The sequence below is a fragment of the Nonomuraea sp. NPDC005501 genome (assembly GCF_040605905.1).
In the GTDB taxonomy this organism is placed as follows: Bacteria; Actinomycetota; Actinomycetes; order Streptosporangiales; family Streptosporangiaceae; genus Nonomuraea.
This window is the reverse complement of sequence record NZ_JBEXDT010000001.1, coordinates 1-20,832: the sequence shown is the minus strand read 5'-3', so window position 1 is coordinate 20,832 and position 20,832 is coordinate 1. Positions and strand designations below refer to the sequence as shown.

22 protein-coding genes and 2 pseudogenes are annotated in these 20,832 nt (G+C 71.2%); 12 read left to right on the top strand and 12 right to left on the bottom strand.

Annotated features, from left to right (window positions below):
* Window positions 1–4 precede the first annotated feature (4 nt).
* The 5 genes and pseudogenes from ABZS51_RS00120 to ABZS51_RS00100 all read right to left on the bottom strand — a co-directional run.
* Window positions 5–301 (bottom strand): annotated as a pseudogene (locus tag ABZS51_RS00120) (helix-turn-helix transcriptional regulator); the annotation flags it as partial.
* A gap of 3 nt (window positions 302–304) precedes the next feature.
* On the bottom strand, window positions 305–1,492 hold the full coding sequence (gene dnaJ, locus ABZS51_RS00115; protein WP_355434086.1) for a molecular chaperone DnaJ: 1,188 nt from the start codon (window positions 1,490–1,492) through the stop codon (window positions 305–307).
* Window positions 1,493–1,535: 43 nt separating this feature from the next.
* Window positions 1,536–2,150, bottom strand: coding sequence for a nucleotide exchange factor GrpE (grpE, locus tag ABZS51_RS00110; RefSeq protein ID WP_355434083.1), 615 nt, complete (start codon window positions 2,148–2,150; stop codon window positions 1,536–1,538).
* Window positions 2,150–4,024 carry a molecular chaperone DnaK gene (dnaK, locus tag ABZS51_RS00105; protein WP_355434080.1) on the bottom strand — a complete coding sequence of 625 codons (1,875 nt, stop codon included), beginning with the start codon at window positions 4,022–4,024 and terminating at the stop codon, window positions 2,150–2,152. The genes grpE and dnaK overlap by 1 nt, the downstream gene beginning before the upstream one ends.
* A 204-nt stretch (window positions 4,025–4,228) precedes the next feature.
* Entirely contained in the window at window positions 4,229–4,693 is a 465-nt protein-coding gene (locus ABZS51_RS00100; RefSeq protein ID WP_355434077.1) for a hypothetical protein, read from the bottom strand.
* A gap of 120 nt (window positions 4,694–4,813) precedes the next feature.
* On the opposite strand from ABZS51_RS00100, the gene ABZS51_RS00095 reads away from it, so the two are divergent.
* Entirely contained in the window at window positions 4,814–5,704 is an 891-nt protein-coding gene (locus ABZS51_RS00095) for a proline dehydrogenase family protein (protein WP_355434074.1), read from the top strand.
* 88 nt (window positions 5,705–5,792) lie between these two features.
* The gene (proC, locus tag ABZS51_RS00090; protein WP_310707282.1) at window positions 5,793–6,587 is read left to right on the top strand and encodes a pyrroline-5-carboxylate reductase; all 795 of its coding nucleotides are present in this window, start codon (window positions 5,793–5,795) and stop codon (window positions 6,585–6,587) included.
* Between the two features lie 70 nt (window positions 6,588–6,657).
* Here the strand turns inward: proC and ABZS51_RS00085 are convergent, their stop codons facing one another.
* The 4 genes from ABZS51_RS00085 to ABZS51_RS00070 form a co-directional block, all read right to left on the bottom strand.
* The gene (locus ABZS51_RS00085; RefSeq protein WP_355434071.1) at window positions 6,658–7,398 is read right to left on the bottom strand and encodes an ABC transporter permease subunit; all 741 of its coding nucleotides are present in this window, start codon (window positions 7,396–7,398) and stop codon (window positions 6,658–6,660) included.
* Window positions 7,395–8,285 (bottom strand): ABC transporter ATP-binding protein, encoded by an 891-nt coding sequence (locus tag ABZS51_RS00080; RefSeq protein ID WP_355434068.1) that lies wholly within the window; start codon window positions 8,283–8,285, stop codon window positions 7,395–7,397. Before ABZS51_RS00080 ends, ABZS51_RS00085 begins: the two co-directional genes overlap by 4 nt.
* An 80-nt stretch (window positions 8,286–8,365) precedes the next feature.
* Complete coding sequence (locus ABZS51_RS00075; protein WP_355434065.1) at window positions 8,366–9,025, bottom strand: response regulator transcription factor; 660 nt, start codon at window positions 9,023–9,025, stop codon at window positions 8,366–8,368.
* A complete protein-coding gene (locus ABZS51_RS00070; protein ID WP_355434062.1) occupies window positions 9,022–10,176 on the bottom strand; it encodes a histidine kinase in 1,155 nt (384 codons plus the stop codon). Before ABZS51_RS00070 ends, ABZS51_RS00075 begins: the two co-directional genes overlap by 4 nt.
* A gap of 147 nt (window positions 10,177–10,323) precedes the next feature.
* Here ABZS51_RS00070 and ABZS51_RS00065 point away from each other — a divergent pair, with 147 nt between their 5' ends.
* From ABZS51_RS00065 to ABZS51_RS00025, 9 genes are all read left to right on the top strand, one after another.
* Window positions 10,324–11,487 (top strand): acetoin utilization protein AcuC, encoded by a 1,164-nt coding sequence (locus ABZS51_RS00065; RefSeq protein WP_355434059.1) that lies wholly within the window; start codon window positions 10,324–10,326, stop codon window positions 11,485–11,487.
* Between the two features lie 26 nt (window positions 11,488–11,513).
* The gene (locus ABZS51_RS00060) at window positions 11,514–12,296 is read left to right on the top strand and encodes a phosphatase (protein WP_355434057.1); all 783 of its coding nucleotides are present in this window, start codon (window positions 11,514–11,516) and stop codon (window positions 12,294–12,296) included.
* A 311-nt stretch (window positions 12,297–12,607) separates the two neighbouring features.
* Window positions 12,608–12,814, top strand: a complete 207-nt coding sequence (locus tag ABZS51_RS00055) for a helix-turn-helix domain-containing protein (protein WP_310707275.1) — start codon at window positions 12,608–12,610, stop codon at window positions 12,812–12,814.
* Between the two features lie 185 nt (window positions 12,815–12,999).
* Entirely contained in the window at window positions 13,000–13,098 is a 99-nt protein-coding gene (locus ABZS51_RS00050; RefSeq protein ID WP_018654693.1) for an AURKAIP1/COX24 domain-containing protein, read from the top strand.
* Between the two features lie 24 nt (window positions 13,099–13,122).
* Window positions 13,123–14,118, top strand: a complete 996-nt coding sequence (locus tag ABZS51_RS00045) for an NAD-dependent epimerase/dehydratase family protein (protein ID WP_355434054.1) — start codon at window positions 13,123–13,125, stop codon at window positions 14,116–14,118.
* The gene (locus ABZS51_RS00040; RefSeq protein WP_355434051.1) at window positions 14,115–15,023 is read left to right on the top strand and encodes a lysophospholipid acyltransferase family protein; all 909 of its coding nucleotides are present in this window, start codon (window positions 14,115–14,117) and stop codon (window positions 15,021–15,023) included. The genes ABZS51_RS00045 and ABZS51_RS00040 overlap by 4 nt, the downstream gene beginning before the upstream one ends.
* A gap of 78 nt (window positions 15,024–15,101) precedes the next feature.
* Entirely contained in the window at window positions 15,102–15,896 is a 795-nt protein-coding gene (locus ABZS51_RS00035) for an SDR family oxidoreductase (protein WP_355434048.1), read from the top strand.
* Between the two features lie 79 nt (window positions 15,897–15,975).
* The gene (locus ABZS51_RS00030; protein WP_355434045.1) at window positions 15,976–16,560 is read left to right on the top strand and encodes an RNA polymerase sigma factor; all 585 of its coding nucleotides are present in this window, start codon (window positions 15,976–15,978) and stop codon (window positions 16,558–16,560) included.
* 2 nt (window positions 16,561–16,562) lie between these two features.
* Window positions 16,563–17,555: an LCP family protein gene (locus ABZS51_RS00025; RefSeq protein ID WP_355434043.1), complete on the top strand. Its 993-nt coding sequence runs from the start codon at window positions 16,563–16,565 to the stop codon at window positions 17,553–17,555.
* Window positions 17,556–17,576: 21 nt separating this feature from the next.
* Here the strand turns inward: ABZS51_RS00025 and ABZS51_RS00020 are convergent, their stop codons facing one another.
* From ABZS51_RS00020 to ABZS51_RS00010, 3 genes are all read right to left on the bottom strand, one after another.
* Window positions 17,577–18,452, bottom strand: coding sequence for an HAD-IB family hydrolase (locus ABZS51_RS00020; RefSeq protein ID WP_310707270.1), 876 nt, complete (start codon window positions 18,450–18,452; stop codon window positions 17,577–17,579).
* Window positions 18,453–18,462: 10 nt separating this feature from the next.
* Window positions 18,463–19,140, bottom strand: coding sequence for a DUF5667 domain-containing protein (locus tag ABZS51_RS00015; protein ID WP_355434040.1), 678 nt, complete (start codon window positions 19,138–19,140; stop codon window positions 18,463–18,465).
* 71 nt (window positions 19,141–19,211) lie between these two features.
* Window positions 19,212–19,850, bottom strand: coding sequence for a sigma-70 family RNA polymerase sigma factor (locus ABZS51_RS00010; protein WP_310707268.1), 639 nt, complete (start codon window positions 19,848–19,850; stop codon window positions 19,212–19,214).
* Between the two features lie 178 nt (window positions 19,851–20,028).
* Here ABZS51_RS00010 and ABZS51_RS00005 point away from each other — a divergent pair.
* A pseudogene (locus ABZS51_RS00005) lies at window positions 20,029–20,832 on the top strand (hypothetical protein); the annotation flags it as partial.

Here is a 20,832-nt window from a genome sequence, read left to right as displayed (position 1 = left end):
TCTCGGCGCGCAGGCGGTGGACCTCCTCGCGCAGCCGCAACGCCTCGTTCTCCAGCTCCAGGATCCGTTTGATGCCGGCGAGGTTGATGCCCTCCTCCTGGGAGAGCCGCTGCACCTCGCGGAGCTGGAGGATGTCGCGCGTCGAGTAGAGGCGGCCGCGCCCCGCCGTACGTCCGGGGCTGACCAGCCCCAGCCGGTCGTACTGCCGCAGCGTCTGCGGGTGCAGCCCCGAGAGTTGCGCGGCCACCGAGATCACGTAGACGGGCGTGTCGTCTGAGAGATCGAAATAGTTGGCGTCCATCGGCTACTCGCTTCTGGCTCTCTGAATGAGATCAGCTCGCGGGTCGTCACCCGCCGTCGCGGTGCCGAACTCCGTCAGGAGCTCGCGCGACTTGTCGTCGAGGCTCTGCGGGACGACCACCTCCACCGTGGCGAGCAGATCGCCCTTCGTGCCGTCCTTGCGGGCGGCGCCCCGGCCGCGGACGCGGAAGGTGCGGCCGTTCGGGGTCCCCGGCGGGATGCGCAGCGTGACCGGCATCCCCTTGAGGATGGGCACCTTGATCTCGGCGCCCAGCGCGGCCTCCGTGAACGTCACCGGCACGGTGATCGTCAGGTTGTCGCCCGAGCGGCCGAAGACCGCGTGCGGTTTGACGTGGGTGAGGATGTACAGGTCGCCCGCGGGTCCCGCGTTCTCGCCCGGCGCGCCCTTGCCCTTGAGCCGGACCCTCTGGCCGTCGGCCACCCCCGCGGGAATGCGCGCCTGGATGGTGCGCGTGCTCTTGGCCCGGCCGCTGCCGTCGCACACGGGGCACGGGTCGTCCACGAGCAGGCCGCGGCCCTTGCAGTCGCGGCACGGCTCGGAGAAGGCGAAGTTGCCCAGGTTGCGGCTGGCCGCGCCGGTGCCCTCGCAGGTGGGGCAGACCCGCGGGGTGGTGCCCGCCTTGGCTCCCGTGCCGCTGCACGCGGTGCAGGCGGCCGAGCTGGTGAGCCGGAGGGACACCGTGGTGCCCTCGACCGCCTCCGTGAACGTGAGCGTGACCTCGGACTCGATGTCCTGTCCGCGGCGGGGTCTGGTGGTGCTGGTGGTGCGGGTCGCACCACCACCTCCCGTGCGGTTGAACAGCCCGCCGAACAGGTCACCGAGCCGCTCTCCGGCGCCGTGGCCGCCCTGGGGGCCGGCCGTGCCGCCGAAGAGGTCGCCGAAGTCGAACGGGAACCCGCCACCGCCGCCGGGCCGCTGGGCGCCGACACCGGAGCCGAACAGCGTCCGCGCCTCGTCGTACTCCTTGCGGCGCTTGCCGTCGGACAGGACGTCGTACGCCTCGGAGACCTCCTTGAACTTGGTCTCCTTGGCGGTGTCGCCCTGGTTGGTGTCGGGGTGGTACTGCCTGGCCAGCTTCCGGTACGCCTTCTTGATCTCATCGGCGGTGGCGGACTTGGGCACACCAAGGACGGCGTAGTAGTCCTTCTCCAGGTAGTCCTTGGTGCTCATCTACAGCCCTTCGTCCATGTTCGTGGAGTTGTCGTCGCCGGAGTCAGTCGGCGATGTCGCCGGACGCCGGGGGAGCGTCCTCGGGCTCGGCCACAGCCACCCGGGCCGGGCGCAGCACCCGCTCGCCCATCCGGTAGCCGGACTGCAGGACCTCGACCGCGGTCGGCTCGGTCACGTCCGGCGAGTAGCTGTGCATCAGCGCCTCGTGGACCATCGGGTCGAACGGCTCGCCCTTCTGGCCGAACGCGCTCAGCCCGAGCTTGGTGACCGCCGCCTCCAGGGACTCCGCCACCTTCGCGAAGCCACCCGTCAGCTCGCCGTGGTCGCGGGCCCGGCCGATGTCGTCGAGCACGGGCAGCAGCTCCATGAGCGCCCCCGCGACGGCCTGCTCGCGCACCGCGACGCGGTCACGCTCGACGCGCCTGCGGTAGTTGGTGTACTCGGCCTGGAGCCGCTGGAGGTCGGCGGTCCGCTCGGCGAGCTGGGCCTCCAGCTCGCCGTCGGTCGTCGTCCCGGCCTGGTCGGGGGCCGGCGCCTGCTCGGAACGGGCCTCGGCCCCCTCCGAGCTGACGCGTGGCAGCCCCGTCTCCGGGTCGATCTTGCGGTTGTCGCGGATCACCGGCTCACCGTGCTCGTGCCCGTTGTCACGCGGCGGCATCACTGGTCCTTCTTCGGCTGGTCGTCGTCAACGATCTCGGCCTCGACCACGTCGTCGTCGGCCTTCTGCTGCTGGCCGTCGCCGGGCGCGGCCCCCTGCGGGGCGCCCTCGCCGCCGGCCTGCTGCTGGCTCTGGGCGTAGATCGCCGAGCCCATCTTCTGGCTGACGGTGGCGAGCTTCTCGGCGGAGGTGCGGATCGTGTCGGTGTCCGTGCCCTCCAGGGCCTTCTTCAGCTCGCCGAGCGCGTCGTTGACCTCGGTCTTGATGTCGCCCGGGACCTTGTCGTCGTTCTCGCGGAGGAACTTCTCCGTCTGGTAGGCGAGCCCGTCCGCGTTGTTGCGGACCTCGGCCTCCTCGCGGCGCTTCTTGTCCTCCTCGGCGTACGACTCGGCCTCGCGCATCATCCGCTCGATGTCGTCCTTCGGCAGCGCGGAGCCGCCGGTGATCGTCATCGACTGCTCCTTGCCCGTGCCCAGGTCCTTGGCGGAGACGTTGACGATGCCGTTGGCGTCGATGTCGAAGGTGACCTCGATCTGCGGGATGCCGCGCGGCGCCGGGGCGATGCCGGTCAGCTCGAACGTGGCGAGCTTCTTGTTGTACGAGGCGATCTCGCGCTCACCCTGGAACACCTGGATCTGCACCGACGGCTGGTTGTCCTCGGCCGTGGTGAAGACCTCGGAGCGCTTGGTCGGGATCGTGGTGTTGCGCTCGATGATCTTGGTGAAGATGCCGCCCTTGGTCTCGATGCCCAGCGACAGCGGGGTCACGTCGAGCAGCAGGACGTCCTTGACCTCGCCCTTGAGCACGCCGGCCTGCAGGGCGGCGCCGATGGCGACGACCTCGTCCGGGTTGACGCCCTTGTTGGGCTCCTTGCCGCCGGTCAGCTCCCTGACCAGCTCGGTGACCGCGGGCATGCGGGTCGAGCCGCCGACGAGCACCACGTGGGCGATGTCGGAGACCTTGATGCCGGCGTCCTTGATGACCTGGTGGAACGGGCCCTTGGTCCGCTCGAGCAGGTCGGCGGTCAGCCGCTGGAACTCGGCGCGGGTCAGCTTCTCGTCGAGGTGCAGCGGGCCCTCGGAGGAGGCCGTGATGTAGGGCAGGTTGATGCTGGTCTCGGACTGGCTGGACAGCTCGATCTTCGCCTTCTCCGCGGCCTCGCGCAGGCGCTGCAGAGCCATCTTGTCCTTGGACAGATCGACGCCGTGGGCGTTCTGGAAGCGCTTGACGAGCTCGTCGACGACGCGCTGGTCCCAGTCGTCGCCACCGAGGTGGTTGTCACCGGAGGTGGCCTTCACCTCGACGAAGCCGTGGCCGTCCTCCTGACCGACGTCGAGCAGGGACACGTCGAAGGTGCCGCCGCCGAGGTCGAAGACCAGGATCGTCTGGTCCTGCTCCTTGTCGAGCCCGTACGCGAGGGCCGCGGCGGTGGGCTCGTTGATGATGCGCAGCACGTTAAGGCCCGCGACCGTGCCGGCCTCCTTGGTGGCCTGCCGCTGGGCGTCGTTGAAGTACGCGGGGACGGTGACCACCGCGTCGGTGATCTTCTCGCCCAGGTACGCCTCGGCGTCCTGCTTGAGCTTCTGCAGGACGAAGGCGCTGATCTGCTGCGGGGAGAACTTCTTGCCGTCGATCTCCTGGGACCAGTTGGTGCCCATCTCGCGCTTGACGGAGCGGATGGTGCGGTCCACGTTGGTGACGGCCTGGCGCTTGGCGACCTCGCCGACCAGGACTTCGCCGTTCTTCGCGAAGGCGACCACGGACGGCGTGGTCCGCGAGCCCTGCGCGTTGGCGATGACGGTGGGCTCACCGCCCTCGAGGATCGAGACGACGGAGTTGGTCGTCCCAAGGTCGATACCTACCGCACGTGCCATGAGTACGTCCTTGTGGTCAAAGTTGAGTCGGTCAGACTCAAGCTACGAATGCCGGGAGGCTTTGTCAAACGACTTGAGCCTACCGGACTCAACCTAGATGACTCGCCCGGCATTCCGACAGAACGCACATTCCTCCAAGAAAGTGCCCCGGCACGGATGTCCGTACCGGGGCGGGGCCTGGCAGGGGTCGCGGGGCCGCTGGGGTCAGTGCTTGGCGCCGTCCACGAGCTTGCGCTTGCCGAGCGGGGCCTTGAGCTTGACGGTCGTGGTCTTCTCGATGGCGATCATGATGCAGGCCACGTTCTTCGCCTTGGGGGAGGCGCCCTCGTACAGGGTGACGGTCACGGTCTTCGCGGTCTCCTTGACCTTGACCCGGTCCAGCACCGTGCAGGGCTCCACGCCGGACGACCACACGAGCCGGATCATGCGGCTCTTGGGGACGGCCCGGGCCGTCTGCCAGGGCACCTTGCGCACGTTCACCGCGTCGCCCGTGGGCTTGACCGGCTGGGGACCCTTGGGCGGGGTCGTCGCCGCGGGGACGGAGACGGGGATGTGTGGAGCGGGAGAGGCGGCCTGCCCTCGGGAGGGCGGTCCGGCCTGCCCGGCGGGCGTCGCCGTGCCGCATCCCATCGCGAGCACGACAGATCCGGCCAGAAGAGTCGCTTTCAAGGTCCGCATACCCCTACGACGGACGGCACGCCCGCCCGGTTCAAGGGGCGTGAGCGGATCGCGCACCGGGGCGGACGGCGATCCGCCGCGGGGCGGGGGCATCGGGCTAGGGTTGGGGACGTGCTTCGTCAGGTGCTGCTCGCAGCTTCCAGGAGCGACCGCGTCGAGCGGGTCGTGTCCACCTCGCCGCTGACCAGGGACGTGGTCAGCCGCTACGTCGCCGGCGACGTGCGGGACGTCGTCTCCGGGCTCACCCGCGAGGGTCTGCTCGTCAGCGCCGACCACCTGGGCGAGGAGGTCGCCGACCCGGCCCAGGCCGAGCGCGAGGTGCAGGCCTACCTGGCCCTGCTCACCCAGCTGCCCGAGGGCGCCGACGTGTCGGTCAAGCTCACCGCGCTGGGCCTGCGCCTGTCGGAGCAGCTCGCGCTCGACAACGCCGCCACGATCTGTGAGCACGCCGCCGCCCGCGGCATCACGGTCACCCTCGACGCCGAGGAGCACGACACGATCGGCAAGCTGCACTCGGTCCACGCCACCCTGCTCAAGGAGCAGCCCACGGTCGGCGTGGTCGTCCAGTCGTACCTTCCCGGCGCCGTGGAGCGCTGCGCCAGGCTGGCCGAGTCCGAGGGAGTCCGGGTGCGGCTGTGCAAGGGCGCCTACAGCGCGCCGGGGGCGCTCACCGCGCCGGCCGACATCGACCGCGCGTACGTGCGATGCCTCAAGGTTCTCATGGCCGGCGCCGGCTACCCCATGGTCGCCACGCACGACCCCCGGCTGGTGGAGATCGCCTCGGCGCTCGCCGTGCTGCACGGCCGCGACCACTCCGGGTTCGAGTTCCAGATGCTGTACGGCGTGCGGCCCCGCGAGCAGGACCGGCTGGCCCGGCTCGGCGCCCAGATGCGCGTCTACGTGCCGTACGGCTCCGACTGGTACCCGTACCTGATGCGCCGCCTGGCCGAGCGTCCCCGCAACCTCGCCTTCTTCCTGCGCTCCCTGCTCGGCCGCCGCTGAGCGGTTCCCGCCGGGTCGCCGCCGGGCGGAGACCCGGCGTGCGGGCGGCCGGCGGGGCGCCGGGTAGGCTGCTCGCGGGAGGTGCGACGTGATCGCGATTCTGGGCACCGGCAAGATGGGCGAGGCCCTGCTGTCCGGGCTGTTGCGGGCGGGGCGCCAGCCGGACGACATCGTGGCCACCACGCGCAGGCCCGAGCGGGCGCGCGTGCTGCGCGAGACGTACGGCGTGCGGACGCTGTCCAACTCCGAGGCGGCCAAGGTCGCCGAGACGCTGGTCCTGGCCGTCAAGCCGCAGGACATGGCCACGCTGCTGGCCGAGATCGCCCCGCACGTCCCGGCCGACCGGCTGGTGATCACCGCGGCGGCCGGCATCACCACCGCGTTCGTCGAGCAGCGGCTCGACGTCGAGGTGCCGGTGGTGCGCGTCATGTCCAACACGCCGATCCGCTTCGACGAGGCGATGAGCGTCATCTCGGCCGGCGCCCACGCGGGCGAGGAGCACCTGCGGCACACCGAGGACCTGCTCAAGCCGGTCGGCAAGGTGCTGCGCATCCCCGAGGCGCAGCAGGACGCCGCGACCGCCCTGTCGGGCTCCGGGCCCGCCTACTTCTTCTACCTGGTCGAGGCCATGGTCGACGCGGGCATCCTGCTCGGCATGCCGCGGGCCGCCGCGCTCGACATGGTGACCCAGTCCATCGTGGGCGCGGCCGTGATGCTGCGCGACTCGGGCGAGCACCCGGTGATCCTGCGCGAGGCGGTGACCTCGCCGGGCGGCACCACCATCGCCGCGATCGCCGAGCTCGAACGGCACAGCGTGCGGGCCGCGTTCCTGGCCGCCATCGAGGCCGCCCGCGACCGCGGCCGCGAGCTGGCCTCCGGCTGACACCGCCGCGACCCGGCCTCCGCGCACCCGCCGGCCGAGGCCGGGTACGCCGAGGAGGCCGCCTGGTGGGTCAGGCGTCGCGGCGGTGCATCAGGACGGCCGCGACGGCCAGCGTGACGGCGATCCAGCCGAGGTAGACGGCGAACCCGCTCCACGAGCTCAGGGAGCCGTTGCCCGCGCCGGACACGACGAGCAGGCCGGCGTTCGTGGTGAAGTGTGCGGCCACGGTCCGCCCCCACTCGCCAGGAAGCTGGTTCGCCAGCGAGGGCAGCACCAGGATCAGCGCGATGGCCGACACGATCGCGCCCGGCGTGTGCCTGACCAGCGTGCCCAGTCCCAGCCCGAACAGCCCGCAGGCGGTCAGGTAGAGACCGGACCCGAGCGCGGACCGCGCCACGTCGCCCATCTCGATCGACGGCGGCTGGGAGATGGCCACGCCCACGCCGATCGCGCCGGCCGAGGCGACGGTGCAGACGACCAGCGAGATCGCGACGAACGTCGTGATCTTTCCGGTCAGCAGGCTCATGCGCCGCGGCACGGCCATGAACGAGGTGCGGATGCCCCCGGTGCGGTACTCGCTGGAGATCACCAGCACACCCAGGGTGGCCATGGACAGCGACGCCAGCATGAGGCCGGTCAGGCTCAGCATGATCGCCTGCTCACCCGGGATCGGACCCTCGGCCGCGTTCCTGGCCGAGGCGCTCAAGAGGGCGGACAGGCCCAGCATCAGCACGGCGGTGACGGCCAGGGTCCACACCGTCGAGCGGACCGATCGGATCTTGGTCCATTCGGAGCGGATGATGTCGATCATGACGAGTACTCCAGGCTGTCCTTGGTGAGCTCCATGTAGGCCGCCTCCAGCGAGGGCTGCACGTGGGTCAGCTCCTCCAGCGGCAGGCCGGCCCGGGCGGTGAGGGCGCCGATCTCCAGCGGCGACATCGCCGTCACGCGCAGGTGGTCGGCGTACAGGCTGCCGACCTTGACCAGTTCGGCCACCTCGGCCAGGCGCGGCGAGCGCACCCGGACGTACGCCTGGGAGCTGCGGCCGATGAACTCCGTCATGCTCGTGTCGGCGATCAGCCGGCCCCTGCCGATCACGACGAGGTGGTCGGCGGTCTGCGCCATCTCGCTCATGAGGTGGCTGGAGACGAACACCGTGCGCCCCTCGGCGGCCAGGTCGCGCATGAACGTGCGGATCCACAGGATCCCGTCGGGGTCGAGCCCGTTGACCGGCTCGTCGAAGATGAGGATCTCGGGGTCGCCGAGGAGCGCGGCGGCGATGCCGAGCCGCTGTGACATCCCGAGGGAGAAGCCGCCGACGCGCCTTCTGGCGACCTCGCGCAGGCCGACGGTCTCCAGCACCTCACCGACCCTGCTCGCGGGGATCGCGTTGGCCTGCGCGATGGCCAGCAGGTGGTCGCGCGCGCTGCGCCCGCCGTGCACGGCCTTGGCGTCGAGCAGCGCGCCCACCTTGCGCAGCGGGTGCCGCAGCTCCCGGTACGGCGTGCCGTCGACGAGCACCGAGCCGCCGGTGGGGCGGTCGAGGCCGAGGATCATGCGCATGGTCGTGGACTTGCCGGCGCCGTTCGGCCCGAGGAAGCCGGTCACGTGGCCGGGTCTGACGTCGAAGGAGAGGCCGGCCACGGCGACGGTCCGGCCGTAGCTCTTGGTCAGGTTCGTCGCGGTTATCGCGGTCATGTGTCCAGCCTGGCCGCGCGGCGGCGGGCGGACCTCCTGCGGGAGGACCGTTCGCGGGCGGGGCCTCTGGGAGCGCGGTCCTACTCTCCTGGGGTGATCGCCCCTGACTCGTAGGCCACGATCACCGCCTGGGCCCGGTCCCTGACGCCGAGCTTGCCGAACAGGCTCGTCACGTGGTTCTTCACGGTCGAGGGGGAGACGCCCAGCTCGGCGGCGATCTCGCCGTTGGAGCGGCCCCGGCCGATCAGCACGAGGATCTCGCGCTCCCGCTCGGTCAGCCCGCGCAGGGTGGAGCGCCGGCCCGGGCGGCGGGGGCGCGCGGCCCGGACGAACGTGCCGATGAGGCGGGTCAGCAGTCTCGGCGCCACGGCCGACTCGCCCCGGTGGACCACGCGCACGCCCTCCACCAGCTCCTCCGGTGAGACGTCCTTGGGCAGGAATCCGTTGGCGCTGGCCCGCAACGCGGCCACCACGTTCTCGTCGAGGTCGAACGTGCTGAGCGCGAGCACCCGCACGCCGGGCAGCTCGGCCGTGATGAGCTCGGTGGCGCGCACCCCGTCGAGGCCCGGCATGTGCAGGTCCATCAGCACCACGTCAGGGCGAAGCCGCCTGCTCCGCTCGACCGCCTCCTCGCCGTCGGCCGCCTCGCCGACGACGGTCATGTCCGGCTGGGCGTCGAGCATGAGCCGGAAGCCCTTGCGCACCAGCGCGTGGTCGTCCGCCAGCAACACCGTGATCATGCCTGCTCCACGGGGATCTCCAGGGGGATGCGCGCGTGCACCCGGAAGCCGCCTTCCGGCCGGTGGCCCGCGCGCAACTCGCCGCCGCACAGCGCCACGCGCTCGGCCATGCCGCCGAGCCCGAACCCCGGCGGCCTGTCCGTCTGCGCGCCGGCGGCGCCGTCGTCGAGGACCTCCACCTCGACCGCGTCCGGCTCGTACGCGAGCAGCGCCCGGGCCCGCGCGCCCGGCGCGTGCTTGCGGGTGTTGGTCAGCGCCTCCTGGACGATGCGGTAGACGGCGTGGTCCACGGCCGCCGGCAGGGGCACGGCCGTGCCGATCACGGTCAGCTCGGCGGGGAGCCCGGCGGTGCGGGCCTCCTCGACGAGCGCGGGGAGGCGGTCCGCGCCGACGCCCGTGGCGGCGTCGGAGCCGTCTCCGTCGGCCCGCAGCACGTACAGGAGCTGGCGCATCTCGGCGAGCGCCTGGCGGGCGGTGCCCTCGGCGCTCGACAGGGCGTCGCGGGTGACGTCGTGGCCTGGCGGTAGCGTCGCCCGGGCGCCGCCGACCAGGGCGTTGATGACGCTGAGGTGGTGTGCGACGACGTCGTGCAGCTCGCGGGCGATGCGCCGCCGCTCGGCGCGGACCGCGGCCTCGGCCGCCTCCGTCTGATCGCGCTCCCTGAGCTGGGCGCGGACGCGGACGAACTGCCCCACCCCCATGGACGCGAAGAACAGGAGAGCGGTGGGCAGCACGGTGCTGGGCCCGTCCACGGCGATCGCGCCGGCGACGTTGTAGACGATCGTGGCCGCGGTGGTGACGAGGACGGCCGGCCTGCCCCCGGTGTAGCGGCCGACGCTGTAAAGGGCGATCACCACGGACGCGTTGGCGCCTTCGATGACGCCGGTCGCCAGGCCCATCAGGTCGAGCGCGGCGACCAGGGCGGCGGCGGCGACCGGGTGGCGGCGCCGTACGAGGAGGGGGACCGTGGTGATCATGAAGTGCGCGGCGCCCGCGGCCGCCTCGCGATCACCCTGCAGGAGCACCGCCACCAGGCCCAGACAGGCCGCGGCGACGAGCGCGAGCACCAGAGCGGCGTCGAGGACGGGCGGCCGCCTGAGGAAGCGCCACACGGCCGCGGCGCGCCGGGCCGTCGGCCGGGGGAGAGCCATGACCTGACCTTATTGCGGCATATGCATGGGTATGCGGACTCGTGTCCGGACGTGCTGTGTTTCACCTTGATCAACGGAGGCCACCGCGTGGGCGGCCCCCGTTGACGCTGCGGTAACGTCGCCCCAAGGCGAGGAAACGGGAGAGCTATGAGTCGGACAGCACGGGTCATCTGGGACGACGCTCTCACCTCATACAACTTCGGGCCGAGCCATCCGCTGGCGCCCGTCCGGGTCGAGCTGACGATGGCGCTGGCCCGCGAGCTCGGCGTGCTCGACAAGGTGGAGGTGGCCGGGTGCGAGCCCGCCGGTGACGACGAGCTGGCCATGGTCCATGACCGCGGCTACATCGAGGCGGTCAAGCGGGTGTCGGCCACCGGCGCGCCCGACCTGTCGGCGGGGCTCGGCACGGCCGACAACCCCGCCTTCGCGGGCGTCCACGAGGCGTCCGCGCTCATCGCCGGCGCCTCGCTGGCAGCCGCCCGCGCGGTCTGGGAGGGCACGGCCGAGCACGCGGTCAACGTGGCGGGCGGCCTGCACCACGCGATGGCCGCCACGGCCAGCGGCTTCTGCGTCTACAACGACCCGGCGCTGGCCATCGCCTGGCTGCTGAGGCAGGGCGCCACCCGCGTCGCGTACGTGGACGTCGACGTCCACCACGGCGACGGCGTCCAGGCGGCCTTCTACGACGACCCCCGCGTGCTGACGATCAGCCTGCACGAGAGCCCGCGCACCCTCTTCCCCGGCACGGGCTTCGCCGAGGAGACCGGCGCCGAGGGCACGGCCGTCAACGTGGCGCTCCCGGCAGGCTGCGGCGACACCGGCTGGCTGCGGGCGTTCGACGCGGTCGTGCCGCCGCTGCTGCGCGAGTTCCGGCCGGAGATCCTCGTCACCCAGCACGGCTGCGACAGCCACGCCCTCGACCCGCTGGCCAACCTCATGCTCAGCATCGACGGGCAGCGCACGGCCTACGCCGCGCTGCACCGCCTGGCCCACGAGACGGCGGGCGGCCGGTGGATCGTCACCGGCGGCGGCGGGTACGAGCTGGTCCAGGTGGTGCCGCGGGCGTGGACGCATCTGATCGCCGAGGTCGCGGGGCACCCGCTCGACCCTGCCACGCCGACCGGCGAGGAGTGGCGGCGCCTGGCGCGGGAGCGCACGGGTGAGACCCCGCCGCTTACCATGACAGACGGTCGCAATCCGGAATTTCGCCCCCTATCCGGTGGTTATGACCCAGGAGACCCCATAGACCGTGCCATCATGGCGACCCGCAAAGCGGTCTTCCCGTTGCACGGCCTCGATCCCATGCCCTGAGCCCCCTGTCCTGACGAGGAAGAGCAGTGCTGAGCCGCGACGAACTCCGCGAGCATCTGGTGCGCACCCGCATCGCCGGCGATGTCGCGACCCCCCGCGAGAACAACCTCGACCACTACAGCTCGCTGGCCAACGGTGACCCGTACTACATGCTGGGCCTGATCAGTGACCAGCCCTGGGCGTTCAGGGACGTCCTGGAGCTGATGGCCAAGTCCGCGGGCGTGGTCGCCGACCCGGGGCACCGCTGGGGACAGGACACGATCGACCCCGAGCTCACGATCGACGCGCTCGACGCCATGGCCGAGCGCATCGCGACGGCGCTGTCGCACGGGAGCCCGCGGCTGCTGTTCGCCACCGGCCACCCCACGGGCCTGCTGGCCGTCCACCTGCCGCTGGCCCGCTTCGCCGCCGAGCGCGGCGCGACGCTGCTGACGCCCGCCGAGGGCTGGACGTACTCCGGGTCGGGCTTCGGCCGGCCGCGGCGCCTGCGCTACCTCGACGACGTGGCGATGCTCGACGACAAGGGCGGCTTCGTCCACACCCACGACGCGGCCCCGATGGAGTGGATGCTCGCCGAGCTGGGCGACAACCCGCCGGACCTCGTCATCGCCGACCACGGCTGGGCCGGCGCCGCCGGGCAGGCGGGCGTGCCGACGGTGGCCTTCGCCGACAGCAACGACCCCGGCCTGTTCGTCGGCGAGGCCGAGGGCAAGATCGACGTGGTGGTCCCGCTCGATGACAACGTGCTGCCGCGCTATTACGCGCCGCTGACCGAGAGGCTCGTCACTCTGGTCTCACGAGCCCTCTGAGTTCAATTCGGCCCTCCCGATACGGTCTTTTCGCGCCTGCATTCCAAGAGGCTCGCTGTCCCTTTGCCAACTTTTGGCACACCCTGGGCGACTCTATGTGTGACAAGTTGGATGGTTCCAAGGTCCAGGCGAGGTGCTCGGCAACGGTGCTGGCCAGCGATTTCGCTGGTCTGGCTGACATGCGGCTCCGCGAACTGAGAAACTAGGGGGTTTGCCGACTCGGAGTCGCGACTTACGCTGACAGCAGTACACGTGCGTGAGCAATGGCACCAGTGGGGATAACCCGGAAACACGTGCGGAAGAGGCGTCCGATGGGTGCAGGCAGCGAAAGACCTCTCAGCGAGGTGAAGTTCCTGACCGTGGCGGAAGTGGCCACGGTCATGCGGGTGTCCAAGATGACCGTGTACCGCCTGGTGCACTCCGGCGAGCTGCCGGCCATCCGAGTAGGCCGGTCCTTCAGAGTGCCCGAGCAGGCGGTCCATGACTATCTGCGGGAGGCCTACATCGAGGCAGGCTGATGCTGGAGTAGCGGTGTGGGGCACGCCGTGATCACACCGCGAATGCCGACGCGGGAGAGGCCTGGCCGGCGCCACGCGGCCGGGCTTCTACCCCCCTTGGGGCGATCTACCGTGGATCGCCGGTAGTGTATGAGCCGGTGTGCGCTCGCACACCGTTCAGACTTGCTACCAGCACTGGGGGTCCCGTGGGCTCTGTGATCAAGAAGCGCCGCAAGCGGATGGCCAAGAAGAAGCACCGCAAGCTGCTCAAGAAGACGCGCATCCAGCGGCGTAACAAGAAGTAAGACACACGCAGCTGCGAGGCGCTGATGACCCACACCGTGCTCGTCACCGGGGTCTCGCGCCATATCGGCGCCCGGGTGGCGAGCGTCCTGGCTGCAGACCCGGACGTCAGCCGTGTCATCGGAGTCGACACCGTGCCGCCCCCCTCCCTCACGCGGGACGGCGGCATCTCCCTCGGCCGGACGGAGTTCGTCCGGGTGGATCTGCGCAGCCCCGACATCGCCCAGGTGATCGCGGCCGCTGACATCGACACCGTCGTGCACATGAGCCTGGTGAGCGCTCCCTCGCGCACCACCGGCCGGGCGCTGATGAAGGAGCACAACGTCATCGGCGCCATGCAACTGCTCGGCGCGTGCCAGCGGTCCGCCACCGTGCGGCGTGTCGTGGTGCGCTCCACCACGGCCGTCTACGGGTCGTCGCCCCGGGATCCCGCGGTCTTCACCGAGGACCTGGAACCCCACGACGGCCCGGTCCACGGCTACGCCAAGGACGCCGCCGAGGTCGAGGGCTACGTGCGCGGATTCGCGCGCCGTCGCCCCGACATCACGGTGTCGCTGCTGCGTTTCGCCAACTTCATGGGTCCGGGCGTCGACTCGCCGCTGACCCGCTACTTCACCCAGCCGGTGCTGCCGACGGTGTTCGGCTTCGACCCGCGGCTGCAGTTCGTCCACGAGGACGACGCGGTCGAGGTGCTGCGCCGGATGGCGACGGAGGACCACCCCGGCACGTTCAACGTGGCCGGGGCAGGCGTGCTGCTGCTGTCGCAGTGCGCGCGCCGCGCGGGCCGGGCGTCGATGCCGCTGCTCGCACCGGCCTTCCGCATGCTGGGCGACGCGGCCCGCCGGGCCGGGCTGGTCGACTACTCGCCCGAGCAGGTGCGCCTGATGAGTCATGGCCGCGTGGTCGACTGCTCCCGGCTGGAGGCGGAGCTCGGCTGGAAGCCCAAGTTCACGACCGGCGCGGCGTTCGACGACTACCTGCGGTCGCGAGGGCTTCGTCCGCTCGGAGGTGTCCGCAGGTGAGCGTTTCGGACCACGAGGACGCGCGGGTGATCCCGATCACCTCGGCTCCCTCCTACGACCAGTCGGACCGGGCCGAACCGCTCGCGCAGGCGCTGGCCTTCCTGCGCCGCCGCATCACCGGTGAGTACGAGGTGGACGAGTTCGGCTACGACCCCGAGCTCACCGACAAGGTGATGCTGGAGCTGATCAGGCCCCTGTACCGCCACTGGTTCCGGGTCGAGACCGTCGAGCTGAAGAACGTGCCCGCCGAGGGCGGCGCGCTCGTCGCCGCCAACCACTCCGGCACGCTGCCGCTCGACGCGCTCATGATGCAGGTGGCACTGCACGACGAGGCGGGCCGGCCGTTGCGCCTGCTCGGCGCCGATCTGGTCTACCAGCTCCCCGTGCTCGGGCACCTGTCGCGCAAGACCGGCCACACCCTGGCCTGCCCCGAGGACGCCGATCGGCTGCTGCGCAAGGGGGAGCTCGTCGGGGTGTTCCCCGAGGGGTTCAAGGGCGTGGGCAAGCCCTATTCCGACCGCTACAAGCTGCAGCGGTTCGGCAGGGGCGGCTTCGTGGCCTCCGCCATCCGGGCGGGCGTGCCGATCGTGCCCACCGCCATCGTGGGGGCCGAGGAGATCTACCCGAAGATCGGCGACCTGCCCACGCTGGCGCGGCTGCTCGGGCTGCCCTACCTGCCGATCACGCCGTTCTTCCCGCTGCTGGGCCCGCTCGGGCTGGTGCCGCTGCCGTCGAAGTGGATGATCGAGTTCGGGGAGCCGATCCGCACCGACGAGTACGACCCGTCGGCCGCCGACGACCCCATGGTGGTCTTCGAGCTGACCGACCACGTGCGCGAGGTCATCCAGCAGATGCTCAACGAGCTGAGGCTGCGCCGCGGCCACGCCTTCCCGCCGTTCCTCTGACCGCGACCGCGACCGCAACCGCTCCGGTCCGGCCGGTGTTCTCCGGAGGTAAGTGACACCGAACCCCGAGGGAACATCGTGGATCTGCAGCTTTCCGGCCGCGTGGCCGTCGTCACCGGAGCGTCCAAGGGCATCGGCCTGGCCGTCGCCCGCACCCTGCACGAGGAGGGCGCGCACGTCGTGGCCGTCTCCCGGACCCGTACCGGCGACCTGCCCGACAAGGTGGTCCACGTGGCCGCCGACCTGATGGACCCGCAGGCGCCCGCCCGGGTCGTGGCCGCCGCCGTCGAGGAGTTCGGCGGCGTGGACATCCTCGTCAACAACGCCGGCGGCCCGCCGCCCGGCGTCACGCTGCCGCGCGTCGGCTTCCTGGCGGCCGACGACGCCGCCTGGCGGGAGATGTTCGAGTTGAACCTGTACGCGGCGGTCCGGATGATCCGCGCGGCGGTGCCGGTCATCCTGGAGCGCGGCGGCGGCGCGATCGTCAACGTCTCCTCCACCATGGGCAAGCAACCGTCGGCGATGAACGTCGACTACGGCGCCGCCAAGGCGGCACTCGACCACGTGAGCAAGGCCCTGTCCGAGGAGTACGGCCCGCAGGGCATCCGGGTCAACACGGTGCTGCCCGGCGCCGTGCTCACCGACTGGTGGACCAAGGAGGGCGGCGCGGCCGACGTCATCGCCGGGATGGCCGGCGCCGACAAGGACAGCGTCATCTCCACCGTGGCCCCCCAGATGATGAGGATGGTCACCGGCCGCCTGGTCGACCCGCAGGAGATCGCCGACGCGGTGGCGCTGCTCGTGTCGCCGCGCTCGGGCAGCACGACGGGCGCCGAGATCGCGGTGGACGGGGGATTCCTCAAGGAGCTGTGACCCGGCTCCCGGCGTCGTGAACCCGTAAGGCGGGTTGTGGCGAGACATCTGCGACCTACTTCCCCGCAGAAGGGCGTTGATGATCACGCAACCCGCCACCAGGGGGCCTGACGCCGACCTCGTCAGCGCCTCCTGGACACAACCGGAGGCGTTCGCCGAGCTGTTCGACCGCTACTCCGGCATGCTCTACCGGTACGTCTCCAAACGCCTCGGCCCCGAGCCCGCCGAGGACCTCGTCGGCGAGACGTTCCTGGTCGCCTTCTCCCGCAGGAAGAGCTACGACCTGGCCTACGCCGACGCCAGGCCGTGGCTCTTCGGCATTCTCACCAAGCTCATCTCCCGCCATCACCGCAGCGAGGCGGCCCGATACCGGGCCCTGCTGCGGGCGCCCGTCGAGGACCGCGTGGACTCGCCCGCCGACCGGGTCGCGGCCGGCGTCACCGCGCAGGCGTCACGGCCCGAGCTGGCCAGCGCGCTGGCGGCGCTGCCCGCCAAGGACCGTGACGTGCTGCTGCTCATCGCCTGGGGCGATCTCTCGTACGAGGAGACCGCTCAGGCCCTCGGCATCCCGATCGGCACCGTGCGCTCCCGCCTCAACAGGGGCAGGCGGAAGGTACGCGCCGCGCTGGGCGACACGAACCCGCTGCTCGACGAGGAGGCGTGACGATGGACGACCTGAAGCTGCTCCGCGACCTCGGCGCGGCGCTGGAGCACGAGCCGCCCGCGACGCTGGCGCGCCAGCGCAACCGCCTGACCCGGGCCAGGCCACGACGGCGCCGGACCGGCCTGCTGCTGACCGGCCTGGCCGCCGTCGCCACCGCCGCCGCGGTCGCCGTGCCCACGGTGGTGCTGCGCGGCCACCAGACTGTGCCCCCGCCGGCCGGCGTCCGGCCGGCGAAGGTGACCGGCGCGCTCAACGTGCTGGTCGTCGGCACCGACGACAGGGCCGGCTCCGCGCGATTCCGGGCGGAGAAGGGGGCGCGCAGCGACACGATCATCCTGCTGCACCTGCCGGCCGACCGGAAGAAGATCACCGCTGTCAGCATCCCGCGGGACTCCATGGTCCGGCTCCCGGCGTGCGGCTCCCAGCCTGCCCGGCGCGACATGATCAACTCGGCCTTCAGCAAGGGCGGGCTGACGTGCACGGTGAAGGCCGTGGAGAAGCTGACGAACGTGCGGATCGACCACATGGCCGAAGTGAACTTCGACGCGTTCAAGGACGTCGTGGACGCCCTCGGCGGGGTCGAGGTCACGCTGCCGCGGCCGGTGGACGACAAGGCGTCCAAGCTGAAGCTGCCCGCCGGGAAGAGCCTCCTGAACGGCGAGCAGGCCCTGGGCTACGTCCGGCTGCGCCGCTACGGCGACGGCTCCGACATCCAGCGGATCAAGCGGCAGCACGTGATGCTCATCGCGATGCTGGCCAAGGCCCGCAGGACGCTGACCGATCCCGGGAAGGTCCGCGCCTTCCTGGCCGTCAGCACCAAGTCGATCAAGACGGACGAGGGGCTGGGCCTGGAGACCATGGTGGACATCGCACGGAGCGTGGAGAAGAGCCGGCCGATGCTCGTCTCGGTGCCCTGGCAGCCCGACCCGAAGGACCCCAACCGGGTCGTCTGGAAGCAGCCGGAGGCGAAGCAGCTCTTCGAGACGTTCAGGTAGCCGTGTCCTACAGGCGGTGTCCTACAGGTGGTGGCGGTAGTGCCTGCGCAGCGCGATGCCCGCGGCCACGCCGCCCGCCACCGCCCCCACGCCCGCGGCGATGGGCAGCGCGGTCAGCGTCGCCTTGCGGCCGGTGCGGAAGTCCTTGACCTGCCAGCCGACCTTCTTGGCGTGCTCGCGCAGCTCCGTGTCGGGGTTGATGGCCACCGCCCGGCCGACCAGCGACAGCATGGGCAGGTCGTTGGCCGAGTCGCTGTAGGCGGTGCACCGGGTGAGGTCGAGGCCCTCGCGGCGGGCCAGCGCCCGCACCGCCTCGGCCTTGGCCGGGCCGTGGAGCAGGTCGCCGACCAGCCGCCCGGTGTAGACGCCGTCGGCGGTCTCGGCGACGGTGCCGAGCGCGCCGGTCAGGCCGAGTCGCTGGGCGATCACCCTGGCCAGCTCGACGGGGGTGGCCGTCACCAGCCAGACGCGCTGGCCCGCGTCGAGGTGGCTCTGCGCCAGCGCGCGGGTGCCGCCCCAGATGCGGTCGGCCATCACCTCGTCGTAGATCTCCTCGCCGAGGCGTACGACGTCGTCGACCTTGGCCCCCGCGACGAAGGCCAGGGCGGTCTCGCGGGCCACGGCGATGTGCTCGGGGTTCTCGTTGCCGCGCAGGCGGAACACCGCCTGGCCCACGGCGAACTTGAACAGGTCGGACGTCGTGAACATGCCGCGCGTCGCGAGTCCCCGGGCGAAGTGGTAGATCGAGGCGCCGCGCATCATCGTGTTGTCGACGTCGAAGAAGGCCGCCGCCTCCAGGTCGGGATCGGCCGGGGGAGTCGTCACGGCGGCCGCCGCCGCGGCCTCTCCGGCGAGCTCCGGTTCCACCTCGTGCCGTCGTCGGATAAGCCGCCTCATGCCGTTCAGCTTACCCAGGCGGAGCCACGAGCCCTTCGATGTAGTCGAGGTACCCGGTGGCCTTGTCGTGATCGTCGTCGGCCATGCGCTCCAGCATGGGCTCCACCATGTCGCGCTGGTTCTCGGCGAACGTCCTGATCTTCGGTGAGCGCGGGCGGACGCGTTCGAGCCTGCTGATGCCGGAGCGGGTGGACTCCTCCATGTCCCTGAGCGTCCTGGTGACCAGGGCGTCGTCGGCGGAGGAGCCGAGCAGCTCGGACACCTCCTCCGCCCTGGCCTTGGCCGAGTCGAGCTCGCGCTCGGCGCGCTCGACGTCGTCGCCGCTGAGCCGCACGAGCGTGCTCTCGGCGGCGCGCTTGAGCGGGTAGAGGGTGTCGCCGGGCACCGATCGGTACGTCGAGAAGGCGGACAGCATCAGACCGGCCGCCAGGCTCAGCGTGGCCAGCTGCGACAGCCACGGCCGCGCCCGCCCGCGCCGCCGGGCGGAGCCGGAGCAGGAGCCCTGGGCGTGTCGCGGGGAGTTCGCGCCGGCAGGGGTACCCGTGGCAGGAGTGGAGGCGCGGGCGGCGAGGAGCTCGTCGCGCAGCCTGTGGCGGAACGCGTCGCTCGGCCCGCCGCCGAGCTGGAGTTCCCGCAGCTCGGTGAGGTGACCCACCACGCGCTCGCGCGATCTGCGCGACCTACCCATGACAGCTCCCTGACCTCCCCCGAAAAACCTTCAGTCGTGACAAATGCCTAACGAAGTGACGCAATGGGAGGTTACGCAAGGTCATGACGGAGGGCCCGCGCCAGAGCCTTGATCGCCCGGAACTGCAGGGCTTTGATCGCTCCGCTCTTCTTCCCCATGATCAACGCCGTCTCCGCCAGTGACAGACCGTGCAGGAATCGCAGCACCACGCACTCCTGCTGCTCCGGTCCGAGATCGCGCACCGCGCGCAGCACCCGGTCGTTGACGATGGCGGTGACCACGGCGTTCTCCGGGATGTGCGCCCCGTCGAGCGGGACGTCGATCACCTCTCCCGTCGGGATCTCCAGCCGGTAGCGGCCCGACTTGAAGTGGTCGGTCACCAGGTTGCGGGCGATCGTCACGAGCCAGGCGCCGAAATCGCGTCCCTGCCAGGTGTAGTCGGCGATGCGGCGTAACGCGCGCAGGAAGGTCTCGCTGGTCAGGTCCTCGGCGAGCGGGTGGGAGCCCACCCGGAAGTAGATGTAACGGTAGACCAGCTCTACGTAACGGTCATAGAGCGTGCCAAAAGCATCCGTGTCACCAGTCTTGGCGCGCAGCACCAGCAGGCGTAGGTCGTCGGGGAGCTCCTCGCGTACGGCGAGCTCGGACGTCCGGGCGGCGCCGGAGACCGCTGGTGAGAGCAGCTCGGCGAACGGCCACGAGTCAGGCATCCGGTATCCCTACGGGTAAGGGGTGCGGCGTGCTCGAACACTCTAGAAATCAACTGCAAAATCCACAATCCAGGTGCAGCAGGCATGACTTGCCGTAATCGGCGGATACCGTGTGGACCGACCCGTTCCCTCTTCGGCTACCGGCTGGGAGGCATAGTCCGGCAGCATGGGAGTCACCATGGAGATCCTTGTTGCTGTCATAGCCTTCGCCGGTGCGCTCCTCGCCGCGATCGCCACGGGCGCCCTCGTCCGCCGGTTGCGTGAGGAGGCCGAGGGCTGGCTGATCGCCTGGACCGTCGCGGCGGTCGCGCTCTGCCTCTCACTCGCCGGGATCGGCGTCGGCTACCTGACGGGCTTCGGCACCGTCACCTTCAAGCTCTACCAGCTCACCGGGTCCCTGCTGGCGCCGCTCTGGCTCGCCGTCGGCCTGGTCCAGCTGCTGGCCGAGAAGGTGCCGCCGAAGTTCGCCGCCTGGCTGTTCGGCACCGCGTTCACGATCGTGGCGGGCGTCATCCTGCTCGTCGACCCGATCATCGGCGACGAGATGACCAAGGTGCTGCCCGCGGGCGGCGCGCACTGGGGACTCATCCCCAACGGGCTGCTCCTCGGCGCGCACGCCGTCGTGGCGGCGCTCCTCCTGGGCGCGCTGGTGGTGGCCGCGCTGCGCTGGCGCAACGGCGACGAGTACGACACCGACAACCTCCACGCGGTGCTGGTCGTCGTGCCGTCCGCGCTGGCCGTCCTGGGGGCGATGCGCTTCGCCGTGCCGGGGTTCTTCACGGCGGCGCTGCTCGTGGTGGCCGCCGCCGGCATCTGGTACTGCGTGCTGCGTCCGCTGGCCCCGTACGAGGACGACGACGAGGACGACTTCGACGACGCCACGGGGGGCCGCGACGACCGCGGGCGGGGCGGCGGCGGTCGCGACGACCGCGGCCGGGGCGCCGGTGAGCGCGACCTGGACTCCGGCCGGGCCGAGGGCGGG

What these genes read in the sequence shown, in the direction of transcription:
- dnaJ (WP_355434086.1), bottom strand. Translation starts at nt 1,492, where the DNA reads ATGAGCACCAAGGACTACCTGGAGAAGGACTACTACGCCGTCCTTGGT.
- grpE (WP_355434083.1), bottom strand. Translation starts at nt 2,150, where the DNA reads ATGCCGCCGCGTGACAACGGGCACGAGCACGGTGAGCCGGTGATCCGC.
- dnaK (WP_355434080.1), bottom strand. Translation starts at nt 4,024, where the DNA reads ATGGCACGTGCGGTAGGTATCGACCTTGGGACGACCAACTCCGTCGTC.
- ABZS51_RS00085 (WP_355434071.1), bottom strand. Translation starts at nt 7,398, where the DNA reads ATGATCGACATCATCCGCTCCGAATGGACCAAGATCCGATCGGTCCGC.
- ABZS51_RS00080 (WP_355434068.1), bottom strand. Translation starts at nt 8,285, where the DNA reads ATGACCGCGATAACCGCGACGAACCTGACCAAGAGCTACGGCCGGACC.
- ABZS51_RS00075 (WP_355434065.1), bottom strand. Translation starts at nt 9,025, where the DNA reads ATGATCACGGTGTTGCTGGCGGACGACCACGCGCTGGTGCGCAAGGGC.
- ABZS51_RS00070 (WP_355434062.1), bottom strand. Translation starts at nt 10,176, where the DNA reads ATGGCTCTCCCCCGGCCGACGGCCCGGCGCGCCGCGGCCGTGTGGCGC.
- ABZS51_RS00065 (WP_355434059.1), top strand. Translation starts at nt 10,324, where the DNA reads ATGAGTCGGACAGCACGGGTCATCTGGGACGACGCTCTCACCTCATAC.
- ABZS51_RS00055 (WP_310707275.1), top strand. Translation starts at nt 12,608, where the DNA reads ATGGGTGCAGGCAGCGAAAGACCTCTCAGCGAGGTGAAGTTCCTGACC.
- ABZS51_RS00045 (WP_355434054.1), top strand. Translation starts at nt 13,123, where the DNA reads ATGACCCACACCGTGCTCGTCACCGGGGTCTCGCGCCATATCGGCGCC.
- ABZS51_RS00030 (WP_355434045.1), top strand. Translation starts at nt 15,976, where the DNA reads ATGATCACGCAACCCGCCACCAGGGGGCCTGACGCCGACCTCGTCAGC.
- ABZS51_RS00025 (WP_355434043.1), top strand. Translation starts at nt 16,563, where the DNA reads ATGGACGACCTGAAGCTGCTCCGCGACCTCGGCGCGGCGCTGGAGCAC.
- ABZS51_RS00020 (WP_310707270.1), bottom strand. Translation starts at nt 18,452, where the DNA reads ATGAGGCGGCTTATCCGACGACGGCACGAGGTGGAACCGGAGCTCGCC.
- ABZS51_RS00015 (WP_355434040.1), bottom strand. Translation starts at nt 19,140, where the DNA reads ATGGGTAGGTCGCGCAGATCGCGCGAGCGCGTGGTGGGTCACCTCACC.
- ABZS51_RS00010 (WP_310707268.1), bottom strand. Translation starts at nt 19,850, where the DNA reads ATGCCTGACTCGTGGCCGTTCGCCGAGCTGCTCTCACCAGCGGTCTCC.